The sequence below is a fragment of the Serratia sp. NPDC087055 genome (assembly GCF_044900985.1).
Lineage (GTDB): Bacteria > Pseudomonadota > Gammaproteobacteria > Enterobacterales > Enterobacteriaceae > Serratia.
The window spans coordinates 1,308,857-1,325,640 of sequence record NZ_JBJDOG010000001.1 but is presented as its reverse complement, the minus strand read 5'-3'; the positions used below and the strand labels follow the sequence as shown (position 1 = coordinate 1,325,640).

Here is a 16,784-nt window from a genome sequence, read left to right as displayed (position 1 = left end):
CAGTGATTGCGCCCGCGGGGGCATTAGAACTTTACAGAACCTTGCAGATACAGGGTACGTGGCTGACCGATGTACAGCCCCTTGTTGTTATCGTCGTAAGCGCGGGTGAAATATTCGTGGTTAAACAGGTTCTTAACCCCGACACCCAGGTTTAGCCCGGCCATTTCCGGCCCAAAGTCATAGGCGGCGCGCATGCCCCACAGCATATAGCCAGGAATGCGACCGGTGCTGCCGTCAGCACTTTCCGCCACCGTGTTGGCGTTATCGGCAAACTGGCTGGACTGGAATTCACCGTTGAGGTTAAACAGCCAATGACCCGGGGTGTAATCCAGTCCCAGAGTCCCCTTATGCTTTGGTGAGAACGGCACCTGATTTCCCCGGTAAGCGCCGTCTTCGCGGATAGTCGCGTCGACATAGGCATAGCTGGCGTATACCGTCATATCATCAAGTGTCGGTGTCAGCTGCGACAGATCATAACGCAGGCTGCCTTCCAGTCCGGCGTGGCGGGTTTTGCCGCGTGCGGTAACGCTGTCGGTCACCTGATTGGAATCGTACTGATTATTGAAGTTGATCAGGAAGAGACCGATTTCACCCTGCAGCGCATCGCCCTCGTAGCGTGTCCCCAATTCCCAAGTGCGCGCCTTTTCCGGCTCGATATTACCGCTGTCGACCGCTTTGCCCATTTGACTGTATTGCACGGTCCCGAATGAGCCTTCCGTGTTCGCGTACACATTCCAGTATTCATTCAGGTGATACATCACGTTCAGCGCTGGCAGGGGCGCGTTGTAGCTCACATCCAGGCGGTTATTCTTGATGTAGTTGTTCTGATACGAGGTGATATGCTCGTAACGCATACCCGGTGTGATGGTCCAGTCGCCGATATCAATACGATCATCGATATAAAAGGCGTGGGCATCGGTACCGGATTGGGTATCACGATCGTAAGGGCTACGGGTTGACGGCAGAACGCCGTTGCTGGCCTTACTGTAATAACGCAGCTCGTGGGTGGACTCGCTCACATAACGGTAGCCCACGCCAACTTCATGCGCCGATTGCCCCCAGCGGAAGCTCTGGCTGTAACGTGGCTCCACGCCGCGCACCCAGTATTCACGCGGAGACAGTGTCAGGTTCTTGCCCTGATCCAGATAACCGCTGCGCAGGGTATAGGTATAGAAACTTTGCACATCGAATTTGTGTTGCTGGTCGGGCTGGTACCGGTAGCCAAAGTTCGCCAGCTGGCGACGGCCCCAGAACTTATCGTATGGGCGTGTCGATTGAAACGGGTTGGCATTGTAATCTGCCCGGCTCAGGCCGCCCGGCATGTCCGCTTCACCTTCATAATATTGCAGCAGGCTATTAAACGTATGCACATCGTTGGGGGCATAGCGGCTTTTCAGCATCACGTCGTCAATTTTGGTTGAACTGTGTTCGCGCCAGTCGCTGCCGCGCGTGCCGGAATAAAGCAGTGCGCTGCCAAAGCCATTATCCGCGGTGCCGCCGATCATCAGGTTGCCCGTCCCCTTTGGGTGATCCTGACGAGACGTCGGGCTCAGTTGGCCCTGCATTCCGGCCTCCATACCGAAGCTCTCCGGGATGGCCCGAGTGACAAAGTTGACCACGCCACCGACGCTCTGTGGCCCATAACGAACGGCACCGCCGCCCCGTACCACATCAACGGCATCCATATTGCCGAGGGAAACCGGCGCCAGCGACAGCTGCGGCTGGCCATAAGGGGCGAAGGGGACCGGGATCCCGTCCATCAGTACCGTTGAACGGCTGGCCAGACGCGGGTTCAGGCCACGAATACCGAAATTGAGTGCCATATCGTGACTGCCGGTCCCGTTGTTTTCTGGTGCAACAACGCCGGGAACGCGGTTCAACACTTCACGTAGCGTGGTAGCCCCGGTATTGGCGAAGGCTTCACGGCGAACGACATCACGTGCCCCAGCGTGTTCGAACACGTCAATTTGCCGGCCTTCAGCCAGCCAGTCGCCCACAACGGTGATGTCTTGTTCTTTCTGCGCGATTGGGATATTGACCAGGGTATAACCATTGCCACCGAGCGCCTTGGCCTGCAAACCGCTGCCCGCCAGCAGTGCGTTCAGCCCTTGGTCGAGGCTGTAATTACCCTTTAACCCCGGCGAATGCTTACCGGCGGTGAGCTTTCCGTCTACCGACAGCGCAATACCGGCATGCGCGGCAAAGGTCGTCAACGCACCATCCAGATCACCCGCAGGGATAGCGTACGCGGTGGGTGCCGGTTGTGCTGCCATCACCGGTAAAGCGAATGCCAGGCCCACGGCCATCGCCAGTGGCTGAAGCGGTTTTCCCCAAAAGTTGTTCATACCTTCTCCTGATTTCTTCTATTTTTTGCTGCAGTGTTTTATCTGGAGTCGAATGAGAATGGAAAAGGGACAATCAAGAATGCGATTTTTTATCATTTTCATTTAAATAAATCAGGCGGGGACAATTTTTAACCAGTAACGGGTAAAACTTTGCAGCCGTATCGGCAGGGTTTGGCTGAGTAAAAGAAGGGCGCGATCCGGCTCCCTCAGCGGGAAGCTGCCGCTAACACGAAAATTGGCAACGGCGGGATCGCATTCCAAACGGCCAGGGCGGTAACGCGCCAGTTCGGCAATCACCCGATCCAGCCGCCATTGGCTTACGTTGAGCACGCCGCGTGTCCAGCCATCAGCGGCATCCAGTGTCTGCAGCGGGTTAAATGCGGTGGCGCTAAAGCTGATTTGCTCGCCGGCGTTAACCCGACGCTTCTCCTGCGGATACTGTGCCAGTTGGGCTTCCACGGCGTGTTCAATCACGGCCAACTGCGTTTGCCCCTCGCTTTCACGTACCAGAAAATGGGTGCCCAGTGCACGCATTGCGCCTTGTTGGCTTTCTACCCACAGAGGGCGGGTATCACGGCCGGTTATGAGGCTAACCTCACCGGTGTGCAGTACGATCAGCCGCTTTTCAGCGGTGTAGCGAACATCAACGGCGCTGGCGGTGTTTAACACCAGCTGGCTGCCGTCGCTAAGGATGATGGGTTTGATCTCACCCGTAGCGGTGCGGTAGTCAGCGCGCAGCTCACGCCCCAGCGGTGACTGATAGCCTAGCCAACTGCCGCCAACGCCGAGCAATAGCAGCAGGCTTTTCAACAGCGTGCGGCGATCCAGCGAGCTGTGGCGATCGGCCTGATCGAGCGTACGATAGCTAAATTTACCCGGTACGCCTTGTAATTGGCTTTGTAGCGCCTCAACCCGTTGCCAGGCCCAGCGGTGGTCATCGTGTTGTTGATGCCAGGTCTGCCATTGCTGTCGCTGGCGTTCGGTGACATTTTCATCACTTAACAGAGCAAACCAGTGGGCGGCCATTTTCAGCGCATGGCGTTGTTCGGGGGTGATGTTATGACTCATTGCAGGTATTCGTTTTCCAGGCTGAACAGCAGGCAGTGCTCGGTGGCTTTTGCCATATATTTCTTCACTGAACTGACTGAGACGCCAAGCCGCAAAGCGATGTCGGCATAACCCAACCCTTCAAGTTGCGACAGCAAAAAGGCCTGTTTGATTTTTGGGCCCAACCCGTCGAGCATGCTGTCGATCTGTTGTAGGCTTTCCAGCAAACATTGGCGTTGTTCCGGTGAGGGGGCAAGCGCTTCCGGCGCTAATGCGAGCATATCCAGATAGGCTCGCTCCAACGTTTTACGGCGGAAAAAATCGACCATGACCCGTTTGGCGAGCGTGACCAAGAAATCTTTAGGTTCACGGATGGTGGCGGCGGAATCACTTTTCAGGATCCGCAGGAACGTGTCTTGTGCCAAATCGTCGGCATCACATGCGCAGCCAAGCCGACGGCGTAGCCAGCCCTGTAGCCAACCATGGTGGGTTGTATAGAGGTGAGCTAGCGCTTCAGAGGGTGAAGGGGCTGTGGCTGACATGGGTTCCGCGGTGAAGGTCTACTCTAAAAAAGATGCGCGGATGATAATTGAGAATGGTTATCGTTTCAAGTTTGATGCCGTCCATGGCAACCGGTTCTCTTAACGTTCACTGAGTCGCTGTCCTGTTGCAGCGTCAAACAAGTGGATTGCATCACTGTTGGGAGCCAGGTACAGCAACTGACCGCTGTCTGCGTTGACTCGCCCGCTGAACTGTACGTGCAACGTGTAACTGCCCCAGGTGAGATGCAGCAGGCTGACATCGCCGGTGATCTCCATCAGCCGCAGCGTGGCGGCCGGTTGTTCGCTGGTTTCTACCAAACGGAAGTCATGCGGGCGCAGCCCAAGGATCACTTTGCTGCCTGGAACGGTTTGATGCCATTTCGCGGGCAGGGGAAACCATAACGTTCCGCAGGTTACGCCAGGACGATGGTCACGTGGCGTAACGACGCCCTCCAACAGGTTCATCGGCGGTGAGCCGATAAAACGGGCGACAAAGGTATCTGCCGGCGCATCGTAAATCTCCAGCGGTTTCCCTTGCTGCACGATATTGCCGTCTTTCATCACCACAATTTGGTCAGCCAGCGTCATGGCTTCGATCTGGTCGTGAGTGACATACACCGTGGTGGTTTTAAATTGCTGATGCAGGGATTTGATCTCGGCGCGCAGCTCCATACGCAGTTGGGCATCAAGGTTAGACAGCGGCTCATCGAACAAAAATACCTTCGGGTTGCGCACCATGGCGCGGCCCATCGCCACCCGCTGGCGCTGTCCGCCTGACAGCTCTTTCGGGTAGCGCTGTAAAAGAGGGTCGATTGCCAAAATACGCGCGGCCTGTTGTACCTTGGCCTGTTGTTCGCTTTTTGGCACCTTCATCACCTGCATGTGGAACGCCATGTTTTCAGCCACCGTCAGGTGCGGGTAGAGCGCATAACTCTGAAATACCATGGCGATATCGCGATCGGCCGGGTCCAGATCGTTAATTTTTTGCTTACCCAGCAGGATCGCGCCGTCGGTCAGCGTATCGAGCCCGGCCAACAGACGCAGTAACGTGGATTTCCCGCAGCCAGAGGGGCCGACCAGCACGGTAAAACTGCCGTCGGGAATGGTCAGATCCAACGGATTCAGCACGCGCTGTTTACCGTAATATTTGGTGACTTTTACCAGCTCTACACTTGCCATCAGACCATTTCTCCGGCGCAGGTTTTCAGGGTGTTCCAGTCGAGGTACTGGCGCGGTGAACTGCTGATGGCGTGGCTTGCGGCGTGGATACCCCAGCGCAGCGCTACCGCAGCGGAATGGCCATACAGGCAGGCGGTCAGAAACCCCGCGTTAAAACTGTCGCCGGCACCAATGGTATCGACGACCTTGATCGGATGCGCCGCTGCTTGCAACAGGCGCTCTCCCCACCACATGCGAGCGCCGTCAGGGCCGCATTTCACCACACAGGCGGCATCGGTCGGTTGCTGCCGGTTCAGCGTGCGGGCGGCGGTGTACAGGTCTTCATGACCGGCCATACCGCAGGTCTCCACTTCATTAAGCAACAGAATGTCGCAGAACGGCAGCCAGTCGGCGATCTGCCCGCGTAATGCATCGCTCCAGCCCTGAGGTGGCCAGCCGGTATCCACCGCAATGCGGTAGCCGCGCTGGCGCAAGGTTTGCAGCAGCGCCGGATATTCCGCCATCAAGGTGGTGCACAAAAACGTGCCGCACAACAACACCGTGTCGCCAGTACCGGCGAACAGCGGGATCTGATGCAGCACGTCGTCCTGGCTCAGGCGGGTGATATGGCCCTGATTGCTGAAAAAAGTGCGCTCGTTATCGGGGTGCGTCACACCGAAGGTCAGAGAGGTTTCACAACTGTAGGTCGGCCAGTACAGCGAGCTTTCCGGGAACAGCTGTGCCAGCCAGGGGCTGAAATAGTCGTTGCCCTGGTTGGCCACCAGCCGGTAAGGGGTTTCCAGCGCCGCCAGCGCCAGTGCGCAGTTGCCCGCCGAACCACCGGGGCGCAGTTCGCTGTGATCCAGCATCGCCTCCGTGCCTTTTTGCGGCCACTGTTGCAACGTGCTCATGATCACGTCGACGTTGATATTGCCAACCACGTACAGTGTGGGTCTGGTGTTGGTGTTCATCATGTTAATTTCCCTGAATAAATTAGCCCTTGCTGCCGCCACTGGTTAAACCGCTAACCAGCGTTTTTTGCAGCCAGATGGCAATAAAAAGAGGTGGAATGGCGGCCAGAATGCCGACGGCGGCGATCAACCCGTCATCGGTGGCGCGCCCGGCAGTGAAGCCGGCAATGGTGACAGGTAGCGTCTGTGCCTGAATATTGCTGGTGAACAGCAATGCATAGAAAAATTCGTCCCAGGCCAGCAGCCAGCCAAACAGCGCGGAGGCGCCCAGTGCCGGTTTGGCCAGCGGCAGGGTGATGCGTAACAACACCTGCCATTGCCGCAGCCCATCCAACCGCGCCGCCTGTTCGATATCTATCGGCAAGGCGTCGAACTGGTTTTTTAGCATCCAGGTGAGGAACGGCAAGATCAGCGAGCAATAGACCAGCACCAAGCCAATATGGGTATTCAACAAGGCTAACTGTTGCAAAATAAAGTACAGCGGCAAAACAAAAGCTACGGGGGGCACCATGTAAATGGCCAGGCTGGCAAACAGCCAACCGTCGCGTCCTGGGTAGCGTGAAAAGCTGAACGCTGCCGGGATCGCCAACAGTAATGAAATTAGCGTAGCGCCACAGGCCACCAGTAGGCTGTTGAATAGCGCGTGCAGAAACAAGGTACCCGGCTGGCCGGGCTGCAATGACAGCAGGCTGCCGTAGCGCGAAAAGTCCCACTGACGCGGCAGCCACTCCAGGGGCACTCGCGTCAGATAGGCCGAGGCACTGACGCTCATCAGAAACAGCCACAGCATGGGCGCAAGGATTGAAACTGCCAGCAGCAGCGCGGCGCTGTAGCGCAGCACCAAACGAATGTTACGCTTCATCGGCGAGGCTCCTTCGGCGCTGACGGAACAGCATCAGCATGTACAGCGCGATCAATAACCCGCACAACAGCGTCATCAACACCGCATAGGCGGCACCGCTGCCGGCGCGCAGATAACTGAATGATTCCTGATACACGAAGAAACTGAGGGTTTTGGTACTGTCCATCGGCCCGCCGCGCGTCATCACGTAAATAATGTCGAACACCTTGAAGGCGTCAATGGTACGCAATACCAGAGCCACCGCCAGCGGTGCCAGAATGGCGGGCAGGGTGATGGCGCGAAACCGCCGCCAGGCAGAGGCCCCGTCCAGCCGCGCAGCCTCGTACAAATCGTCTGGGATGGATTGCAACGCCGCCAGCGTCAGCAGGGTAATCAGCGGGTAATTCTTCCAAATATCCGCCAGCATCACCGCGTTAATTGCCGAAGCGGGATCGCCCAGCCAACTGCGGTAGTGATCAATTACGCCAAGCTGGGTCAACAGTGCGTTGATACTGCCGTAATCCGGGTTGAAATTCAGCCGCCACATGGTGGCATTAACGATGGTGGGTAGCGCCCAGGGCAGAATAACCAGTACCCGCAGAAGGTTACGCCCATGGAATTTTTGGTTAAGCAGCAACGCGACCAATACGCCAATCACGCCTTCAAATGCCACTGACACCAGGGTGAAATACAATGTACGCCACAGGGCAGCCTGGAAATCCGAATCGGTCAGCGCATAAAAAAAGTTGTCCATACCGACCCAGGCCGGCGTTACGCCATCGCCCACCAGCGCTGCATCGGTAAAGCTCAGCCATAGCGTACGGGCCAGCGGCCAGGCGGTTAACAGCAGCATCATCAGTAGCATGGGTGCTAACAGCACCCATGCCTGACGCCGCTCACGTTGGGGAAAAGTGAGCATTGTCATTCCTTAACGCAACCGCGCAGCGCTTTGGGTCGCGGCGTCCAGCCCGGCCTGCGGCGTGACTTTACCCTGCAAGATTTGCTGCAGGTCCTGCTGCAATCCGTTGGACAAACGGGAGTAATCGGCGGTTTCAGGGCGCGACAGCATCACGTTCAACGACTGTTTGGCTGCGGCAATCAACGGCTCTTGGCCTTTCTGTACCGCCGGATCGTCGTAGGACGCCTTCCAGATCGGCAGGCTCAGTTTGGCGTATTTGTCTTGCACCGGCTGTGAAGTCATATAACTGATGTACTGCCAGGCTTGGTCAGGGTGGGCGCTGGCTTTGGCGATGCCCAGCCCCATCGACCCATTCACCGCGGAGACCTGGCCTTCCACCGAGCCAGGCGCAGGGACGATCCCGACGTCACCGGCCACTTTACTTTGCTTCGGATCGTTGGCCATGTTGTACATGTAGGTCCAGTTGAGCGCGAAGGCGGCGTCACCGTTGGAAAACGCCTTACGCACGTCTTCCTCCAGATACTCGCGGGAGTTCGGGTTGGTTAACCCTTTGTCCAGCGACGCTTTCATATAGTCGACAGCCTGCAGCGAACCTGGCGTAGAGAAGGTGATTTTCCCTTGCTGGATAAACTGCCCCTTAAAGGCAGACACCAACGTGGTGTAGTCGCATACCAGCGCCTCGGCCTGTGACCAGCTCCACACCAGCGGGTACTTGACCACGTTTTTCTGTTTCAGGATTTCGGCCTGTTGCGCCAGCTCCTGCCAGGTTTTCGGCGGGGCTGCGATCCCGGCCTTGGCCAGCATGGCTTTGTTGTAATACAGGTATTTGGTGTCCAGGATCCACGGCATACCCCAGCGTTTGTCTTTATAGGTCACGGTGGTCATGGCACCGGCAAAGATTTTATTGCTGTCGTCGGCACTAATGCGCGCAGTGACGTCTTGCAACAGGCCGAATTTGGTGAATTCCGCGGGCCAGATAGCGTCAAACAGCACCACATCATAGCCGTTACTGCCGGCACCGCGCGCGGCAACGATTTTATCGTGTAGGGCTTCGTAAGGAACAAACTCCAGGTTAACGGTGATATCCGGGTGCTGTTTGCTGAAGTCCGCGGTCATCGCGCGGATGTCGTTTTCGCTGTAGGCCGCCTGGGTCATAAATAACGCATTGATTTGCGTTGGGGCGGCATAGGCGGATGACAGGCTGAGGGCCAGGGCAGAAAGGGTACAGACTGCCGTAGCGGCAAGGGTATGGCTTTTCATTGTGCGTTCTCCGGTGTTAAAAAGATTCTTAAATCAATTTGATTGCTTTATTAGAGGGCACCATACTGCAAAGACGATTTCCCTTTCTGCATAGGCAGTTATGACGACTTCCGGCACTAACCTTGAACATGCTCGTGCACACAACCGGCGCGTAGTGATAGAGGCTATCCGTCTGCACGGTGAGCTGACCCGTGCCGAAATTGCCCGGCTGACCTCACTGACGCCGCAAACCGTTTCAAACATTGCAACAGAACTGGAACAGGCCGGTATTCTCTCCTCGCACCTGCCGCGTCGTGCCGGCGGGCGGGGCCAACCGGCCACGCCGTTGACCCTGAACCCAGACAGTGCGTATTCCATCGGCATCCATCTGGATCATCAGTCACTGCTGATCATCGTCGTTGATCTGTCAGGCAGCGTTCGTTTCCACCGGCTGATTATGGTGCAAAAGCCGCAACCTGCTGCGACCTTGAAACTGATTTGTGATGTACTGCAAGAAATGCGCCAGCAGCCGGATCTGAGCTGGGGAAAAATGTTGGGGATCGGCGTTGTGATGCCGGGGCCGTTTGGCGTCGAAGGTATTTCCTCCGTTGGGCCGACCACGCTGAACGGCTGGGAAAATATTGATGTAGTGGCCGAACTTAACGCGCAGAGTGGCCTGCCGGTGACGCTCGAGAACGACGCCACCGTTGCGGCGATTGGCGAGCGTTTGCACGGTATCGCCAGGCAGCTTAATTCGTTTATTTATTTGTATCTTGGCACCGGGCTGGGGGCGGGGATTTTCACCGACGGCCGAATTTATACCGGCCATGCGCACAATGCTGGTGAGGTCGGCCACATGATTGTGCAACCGGGTGGCCGGGTGTGCTATTGCGGCAACCAGGGATGCCTGGAACGCTATGTGTCATTACAGGCGGCCTATGAGAGCTGCGGGTTGGATCCGATGCGCGCCAGACCGCAGGACTTACTGGCATTGCCGCAGGGGCAGATAGACACATGGCTGGATTCGGCGGTGCCGGCGTTACGTCAGGCGATCAACATTATTGAGTGTATGTTTGACGCTGAAGCCGTGATTATTGGCGGTCTGATGCCGGAAAGCCTTGTCGAGCAGCTCATCAAGCGGCTTGCGCCGTTGCACCGCTCGGTACGCAGTAAATACCTTGACGGTCTGCGGGTGCGGCTGGGGACGACGGGCGCGGATACTGCCGCATTAGGCGCCGCAGCCTTGCCCCTGTTTGATGAGTTTAACCCTCGCTATGAAGTGCTATTAAAGTAATAAATTCTATTACCCCCATTTGTATTCTTGCCCGATATTGGTGCGCGCGCTCAATTAATACAATATAAGCAAACGGTTGCTATTTAAATGCAACCGTTTGCTTATTCTTGGCTTATTTTCCTTGACTAAGAATATTGAGTGACTTGTTTTTATCGCTTTGTTTTTAAATGGAAATTATCAATAAAAAACCCATTGGCACGCTGATTGCTATTCTTAAACCAACACCTGCGATCGATAAAAAGACCGCGATCACGCCCTGGCCTGAATTGACTCAGCCGGGTGTTGTGCGCTGGTCTGTAGAGAAGGAAAGTAAAATGAGCATCCCATTCACCACGGCGATCCGTGGCAATTTCTTTGATATCACTGCCTGCGTGGATAACCCGCAACAGTTGAGTCGACAATTACGCCATCTTCCTGACGGATTAATTCTGCTGAATGAAGGCACCATTGTTTGGTTTGGTAGCTGGCAGCAGGGGGAGTCGCTATTGCCGCCGGGGTGCGAGGTTACCCATTACCGTGACAAACTGATCGTGCCGGGTTTTATCGACACCCATATTCATTATCCGCAAACCGAAATGATTGGTGCCTATGGCGATCAACTGCTGGCGTGGCTGAAAAACTATACTTTTCCGACAGAAAGCCAGTTTTGCTGTGAACAGCATTCCGACAAAATGTCGGCGTTTTTTCTACAACAACTGCTAAGCAATGGCACGACTACGGCACTGGTATTTGGCACTGTGCACCCGCAGTCGGTAGAAGCCTTGTTCAGTCAGGCAGCAGCACTCAATATGCGTTTGATCGCCGGCAAGGTGATGATGGATCGCCACGCCCCGGACGCCCTGTTGGAAACCCCGGAGGAGAGTTACCAACAAACACGTGCGTTGATTGAACGCTGGCACGGTAAGCAACGGCTGAGTTATGCCATTACACCGCGTTTCGCCCCTACCAGCACACCGGCCCTGTTGGCACAGGTGCAACGGCTGCGGGAAGAGTTTCCTGATGCCTATATGCACACCCACCTGAGTGAGAACCTGGATGAAGTGGCATGGGTGAAAGAACTGTTCCCGGACAGCCGCAGCTATCTGGATGTTTATCATCAGTATGGAATGACCGGGGAGCGGAGCGTTTTCGCCCATTGCCTGCATTTGGAAGAGCAAGAGTGGGACTGTCTATGCCAGACCCGCTCGGCGATCGCCTTTTGCCCGACCTCCAACCTGTTCCTTGGTAGTGGCCTGTTCAATATGCAAAAGGCTTGGCAAAAACAGGTGAAACTGGGCATCGGCACCGACGTTGGCGCCGGTACCACGTTCAATATGCTGCAAACGCTGGGTGAGGCTTATAAGGTTGGCCAGTTGCAGCACTATCAACTCTCCGCCTGCGAGGCGTTTTACCATGCCACGCTGGGCGGTGCACGGGCACTGTCGCTGGAGGATAAAATCGGCAACTTTGACATTGGCAAAGAGGCGGACTTTGTGGTGCTGGATCCTGCGGTGTCACCGTTGCAGAAGCTGCGCCATGAGAACAGCCGCGAGTTAGCGGAACAACTTTTTGTGCTGATGACGCTGGGCGATGATCGCAACGTTTACCGTACCTACGTCGACGGTAAAGTGGTCTATCGGCCAACCACGCACCAGGAGGCTGCATGATCCAGTTTCTGCTTAATCAAACGCTGAAAAGTGAAACAGCGCTCGATCCCAACACGACGGTGCTGAACTATCTGCGTCGCGATCTCGGCCGCTGCGGCACCAAAGAAGGCTGCGCTTCCGGTGACTGTGGCGCCTGTACTGTCGTCCTGGCGGAGCCGGACGGCAAACAATTGCGCTATCGCAGCGTTAACGCCTGCCTGACTTTCGTCAGTGCGCTGCACGGCAAACAGCTGATCACCGTAGAGGATCTTAAACAGCAGGGGGCGTTGCACAGCGTGCAGCAGGCGATGGTTGACTGTCATGGCTCACAGTGCGGTTTTTGCACGCCGGGATTTGTCATGTCTATGTTTTGTCTGCAAAAAAACAGTGAAGGCTATCAGCCTGAACAGGCGCAGCACGCGTTGGCTGGGAATCTGTGTCGTTGTACCGGCTATCGGCCGATTTTGGCCGCGGCGCAGCAGGCCTGCAATACCAAAACGCCCGACAGTTTCGAACGCGACCAGGCGCAAACGCGACAGCGTTTACAGGCGATACGCCCGGCGACGTTGGTGGCGTCCGCGGGCAAACGCTGCCTGTTGCCACAAACCCTCGATGAACTGGCGACGCTGTATCAGCAACACCCCGAGGCCAAACTGCTGGCCGGCGGTACCGACCTGGCACTGGAGGTCACTCAGCGTCATCAGGATATCCCGTTGATGATCGCCGTTGGGCAGATTGACGCGCTCAAGCGCGTCCGTTGGCAGGATGAGCGTCTGATCATCGGGGCCGGGGCGACGTTAAGCGATGTATACCCGCTACTGGCCAGCTATCACCCGGCCTTTGACGAACTGTTGGGGCGTTTTGCTTCGCAACAAATTCGCAATCAGGGCACCTTGGGCGGCAATATCGCCAACGCATCCCCGATTGGTGATGGTGCACCGTTACTGTTAGCGCTGGATGCGAAGCTGACGTTGCGCTGCGGTAAGGCGCGTCGTGAACTGCCGTTGAACGACTTCTTCCTGGGCTACCGCCAGACCGCATTGCAGCCGGGAGAGTTTATTGAAAATATCCTGTTGCCAGCCAGCGCGCCGGCAGATTTCCGCGCCTGGAAGGTCTCTAAACGGCTGGAAGATGATATTTCTGCGGTCTGCGGCGCCTTCAATCTCACCCTTGACCAAGGTGTCATTCGTGACGCCCGTTTGGCGTTTGGGGGCATGGCGGCAACGCCAAAACGCGCCTTGCTGAGCGAACAACAACTGGTGGGGCAGCCGTGGCAGCGCGCCACGGTGGAACGGGCTGCGCAGGCGTTGGCACAAGACTTTACGCCGCTGAGCGATTTTCGTGCCAGCAGCGCCTACCGTTTGCTGGTGGCGCAAAATCTGCTGCGTCGCTATTTCATCGCATTGACCGAGCCACAGCTGGCGATCGAGGTGACTGCCCATGAGTAATCGCAAATACAGCGAACAGACGCAGGCGCAACTGGCCGAACGATTCCGTCAGTCATTGACCAGCGGTGTGGGACGGAGCCGTAAACACGAAAGCGCCGACAAACACGTCAGCGGAGAAGCACAATACATTGACGACCGGTTGGAGTTTCCCAACCAGTTGCACCTGGCGGCCAAGCTGAGCGAACGGGCGCATGCCCGTATAGAAAAACTGGATCTGTCTGCCTGTTACGATTTTCCCGGTGTGGTGCGGGTGATCACCTGGCAGGACGTGCCGGGCGAGTTGGATATCGCACCTTTAACCCACGGCGATCCGCTGTTGGCGAAAGAGGAGGTGGAATACGTCGGGCAGGTGATTGTGGTCGTGGCGGCGGACGATCCCGAGACCGCCTGGCGCGCTGCGCAGGCGGTCAGCGTAACCTATCAGGATTTACCCGCCCAGTTGGATGTCACGCAGTCCCTGCGAGATGGTTTTGTGGTACAGGAGGCCCATCATCATCAACGGGGTGATGTCGAGGGGGCACTGGCGCAAGCGAAGCACCGTATTCAGGGTGAGTTGCACGTTGGGGGACAGGAGCATTTCTATCTGGAAACCCAGATAGCCTCGGTGCTGCCCGTCGAAGACGGCGGCATGCTGGTCTATTCATCGACCCAGAACCCGACAGAAATACAAAAACTGGTCGCTGCGGTGCTCAATCTGCCCATGCATAAAGTGACTATCGACATGCGTCGTATGGGCGGTGGTTTTGGTGGCAAAGAAACGCAGGCCGCAGGCCCGGCGTGTTTATGTGCCGTGGTGGCGCATCTCACTGGACGACCGGCCAAAATGCGGCTTAATCGCCGTGACGACATGCTGATTACCGGTAAGCGTCATCCGTTTTATATCCAGTATGACGTCGGCTTTGACGACAACGGATTGTTGCACGGCGTGAAAATCGACCTGGCAGGCAACTGCGGTTACTCGCTCGATCTTTCGGGGTCTATCGTCGATCGTGCCATGTTTCACGCCGATAATGCCTATTTCTTGCAGGATGTATTGATTACGGGGCACCGATGTAAAACCCATATTGCATCCAATACCGCCTACCGTGGTTTTGGCGGCCCGCAGGGCATGATGGCAATTGAGCAGGTCATGGATCATATTGCCCGCTATCTGGGGGACGATCCGCTGGCGGTGCGCAAAACCAACTATTACGGCAAGGAACAGCGCAATGTCACTCATTACTATCAGCCGGTTGAGCAGAATCTGCTGCAAGAGATCACCGCTGAACTGGAACACAGCGCCGATTATCAGGCGCGGCGTCAGGCGATTCGGCACTTCAACGCACAAAACCCGATTTTGAAGAAAGGGCTGGCGCTGACGCCGGTGAAGTTCGGCATCTCCTTTACCGCCAGCTTCCTCAACCAGGCCGGGGCGCTGGTACTGATTTACACCGACGGTAGCATTCAACTCAACCACGGTGGCACCGAAATGGGCCAGGGGTTGAACACCAAGGTGGCACAGATTGTCGCAGAAGTGTTCCAGGTAGAGGTTGAGCGTATCCAAATCACCGCCACCGATACCGGCAAGGTACCCAATACCTCACCAACGGCGGCGTCGTCCGGCACGGACTTGAATGGCAAAGCGGCGGAGAATGCCGCCTTGACCATTAAGCAACGCCTGATCGACATGCTCAGCAAACAACATTGTGTCGATGCCGCGCAGATCGCCTTCAATAATGGTCAGGTTAAGGTAGGAGAGCACTATTTCAGCTTTGAACAGGTGGTTGAGCAGGCCTATTTCAATCAGGTTTCACTCGCCAGCACCGGCTATTACCGCACGCCGAAGATTTTCTACGATCGTGACCAAGCCCGCGGCCATCCGTTTTATTACTTTGCCTACGGTGCGGCCTGCGCGGAAGTCGTCATCGATACCCTGACCGGTGAATATAAGCTGTTGCGTGCCGATATTCTGCACGACGTGGGCGACTCACTGAACCCGGCGATCGACATTGGTCAGGTGGAAGGGGGATTTGTGCAGGGCATGGGGTGGCTCACCAGCGAAGAACTGGTGTGGGATGACAAGGGCAAGTTGCTGACCAACGGGCCGGCCAGCTACAAAATCCCGGCGATTGGCGATGTGCCTGCCGATCTGCGCGTCACGCTGCTGGAGAACCGCAAAAACCCGGAGGACACGGTGTTCCACTCCAAAGCGGTGGGCGAGCCGCCGTTCATGCTGGGGATCTCGGTCTGGTGTGCGATAAAAGACGCGGTGGCCAGCCTGACGGATTACCGCCTGCAGCCCAACATTGACGCACCGGCCACGCCAGAGCGGGTGCTGTGGGGCGTACAGCAGATGCTGAATAGTGACATTGTCGCTAACTTGGCGCGGGAGAACGGCAATGGATGAATGGATTGAGGCTTTGGCCGAGCAGCGGCGGCGTGGCGAGCCTTGCATCCTGGTGACGCTGGTGGATGAGTTGGGGTCCACGCCGCGTAACCGTGGAACCAAAATGCTGGTAACCGCGGAACGGGCGGTGAATACCATTGGCGGTGGTCATCTCGAGTTTCAGGCGTTAGCGATCGCCCGCGACATGCTCAAGCAGGGCGTTGCCACGCTGCGACTGGAGCGCTTCCCTCTGGCGGCTCGGCTGGGACAATGTTGCGGTGGAACCACCAACGTGCTGTTCGAACCCCTGATATCCCCTCGACCACAGATTGCGCTGTTTGGCGCAGGACACGTGGGCCGGGCGTTGGTGACCATCCTTGCCACACTGCCGTGCCGGGTGCATTGGGTGGATGGTCGTGCTGCGGAGTTCCCTGCACTGATCCCGGCGGGGGTTCAACAACAGATCTGTGAAGACCCGCTGGAGATGGTCGATGCCATGCCGGCAGGGAGTTATTTCATCGTCATGACGCATGATCACGCATTAGACCTGGCGCTGGCAGAACGCATTTTACGCCGTGGTGATGCCGGTTACTTCGGCCTGATCGGCTCACTGACCAAACGCAAACGCTTCGAATATAAACTGGGCCAGCGCGGTATCAGTGAACAGACGATTGCCGGTATGCGTTGCCCTCTGGGGCTGCCGGACGTGAAAGGCAAGCTGCCAGCGGAAATTGCGGTGGCGGTAGCCGGGGAGATCATTGCCTGTTATGGGCGCTTATACTCTTAGTCAACCTTGGCATAATATCCCTGTTTCATAACAGGGAATGAGAATTTTTTATTGTTTATAAATAAATTAACGAATTCTGATATTAATTAATTTACAAAATAGCCTTTGTTGTTAATTAACTAACGGTATGTTTTATATTTAAATTGAAAATCGTTAAGCAAGTCACAAGTTCCCCTAAATAATTTTGCGGTTTTATTTCCCCC

The 16,784-nt window shown here is 56.3% G+C and carries 13 protein-coding genes; 5 read left to right on the top strand and 8 right to left on the bottom strand.

Features of this window, described 5'->3' with window-relative positions:
* Positions 1 to 23: 23 nt before the first annotated feature.
* From fecA to ACI2J2_RS06145, 8 genes are all read right to left on the bottom strand, one after another.
* On the bottom strand, positions 24 to 2,345 hold the full coding sequence (gene fecA, locus ACI2J2_RS06180; protein ID WP_404759682.1) for a TonB-dependent Fe(3+) dicitrate receptor FecA: 2,322 nt from the start codon (positions 2,343 to 2,345) through the stop codon (positions 24 to 26).
* Between the two features lie 111 nt (positions 2,346 to 2,456).
* The gene (gene fecR / locus ACI2J2_RS06175) at positions 2,457 to 3,413 is read right to left on the bottom strand and encodes a ferric citrate uptake sigma factor regulator FecR (protein WP_404759681.1); all 957 of its coding nucleotides are present in this window, start codon (positions 3,411 to 3,413) and stop codon (positions 2,457 to 2,459) included.
* The gene (fecI, locus tag ACI2J2_RS06170) at positions 3,410 to 3,934 is read right to left on the bottom strand and encodes a ferric citrate uptake sigma factor FecI (RefSeq protein ID WP_265556101.1); all 525 of its coding nucleotides are present in this window, start codon (positions 3,932 to 3,934) and stop codon (positions 3,410 to 3,412) included. Before fecI ends, fecR begins: the two co-directional genes overlap by 4 nt.
* Positions 3,935 to 4,033: 99 nt before the next feature.
* Positions 4,034 to 5,113 (bottom strand): ABC transporter ATP-binding protein, encoded by a 1,080-nt coding sequence (locus ACI2J2_RS06165; RefSeq protein WP_404759680.1) that lies wholly within the window; start codon positions 5,111 to 5,113, stop codon positions 4,034 to 4,036.
* The gene (locus ACI2J2_RS06160) at positions 5,113 to 6,066 is read right to left on the bottom strand and encodes a carbohydrate kinase family protein (protein ID WP_209633192.1); all 954 of its coding nucleotides are present in this window, start codon (positions 6,064 to 6,066) and stop codon (positions 5,113 to 5,115) included. The genes ACI2J2_RS06165 and ACI2J2_RS06160 overlap by 1 nt, the downstream gene beginning before the upstream one ends.
* Positions 6,067 to 6,085: 19 nt before the next feature.
* On the bottom strand, positions 6,086 to 6,925 hold the full coding sequence (locus ACI2J2_RS06155; RefSeq protein WP_404759679.1) for a carbohydrate ABC transporter permease: 840 nt from the start codon (positions 6,923 to 6,925) through the stop codon (positions 6,086 to 6,088).
* Positions 6,915 to 7,823 (bottom strand): carbohydrate ABC transporter permease, encoded by a 909-nt coding sequence (locus ACI2J2_RS06150; protein WP_404759678.1) that lies wholly within the window; start codon positions 7,821 to 7,823, stop codon positions 6,915 to 6,917. Before ACI2J2_RS06150 ends, ACI2J2_RS06155 begins: the two co-directional genes overlap by 11 nt.
* A gap of 9 nt (positions 7,824 to 7,832) precedes the next feature.
* On the bottom strand, positions 7,833 to 9,083 hold the full coding sequence (locus ACI2J2_RS06145) for an extracellular solute-binding protein (protein WP_404759677.1): 1,251 nt from the start codon (positions 9,081 to 9,083) through the stop codon (positions 7,833 to 7,835).
* A gap of 100 nt (positions 9,084 to 9,183) precedes the next feature.
* Here ACI2J2_RS06145 and ACI2J2_RS06140 point away from each other — a divergent pair, with 100 nt between their 5' ends.
* The 5 genes from ACI2J2_RS06140 to xdhC all read left to right on the top strand — a co-directional run bounded on the left by ACI2J2_RS06140 (position 9,184) and on the right by xdhC (position 16,581).
* On the top strand, positions 9,184 to 10,356 hold the full coding sequence (locus ACI2J2_RS06140; protein ID WP_404759676.1) for an ROK family protein: 1,173 nt from the start codon (positions 9,184 to 9,186) through the stop codon (positions 10,354 to 10,356).
* Between the two features lie 314 nt (positions 10,357 to 10,670).
* The gene (gene guaD, locus ACI2J2_RS06135; RefSeq protein ID WP_404759675.1) at positions 10,671 to 12,002 is read left to right on the top strand and encodes a guanine deaminase; all 1,332 of its coding nucleotides are present in this window, start codon (positions 10,671 to 10,673) and stop codon (positions 12,000 to 12,002) included.
* Positions 11,999 to 13,429 (top strand): xanthine dehydrogenase small subunit, encoded by a 1,431-nt coding sequence (xdhA, locus tag ACI2J2_RS06130; RefSeq protein WP_404759674.1) that lies wholly within the window; start codon positions 11,999 to 12,001, stop codon positions 13,427 to 13,429. Before guaD ends, xdhA begins: the two co-directional genes overlap by 4 nt.
* Positions 13,422 to 15,815 (top strand): xanthine dehydrogenase molybdopterin binding subunit, encoded by a 2,394-nt coding sequence (gene xdhB, locus ACI2J2_RS06125; protein WP_404759673.1) that lies wholly within the window; start codon positions 13,422 to 13,424, stop codon positions 15,813 to 15,815. Before xdhA ends, xdhB begins: the two co-directional genes overlap by 8 nt.
* Complete coding sequence (xdhC, locus tag ACI2J2_RS06120) at positions 15,808 to 16,581, top strand: xanthine dehydrogenase accessory protein XdhC (RefSeq protein WP_404759672.1); 774 nt, start codon at positions 15,808 to 15,810, stop codon at positions 16,579 to 16,581. The genes xdhB and xdhC overlap by 8 nt, the downstream gene beginning before the upstream one ends.
* Positions 16,582 to 16,784 lie beyond the last annotated feature (203 nt).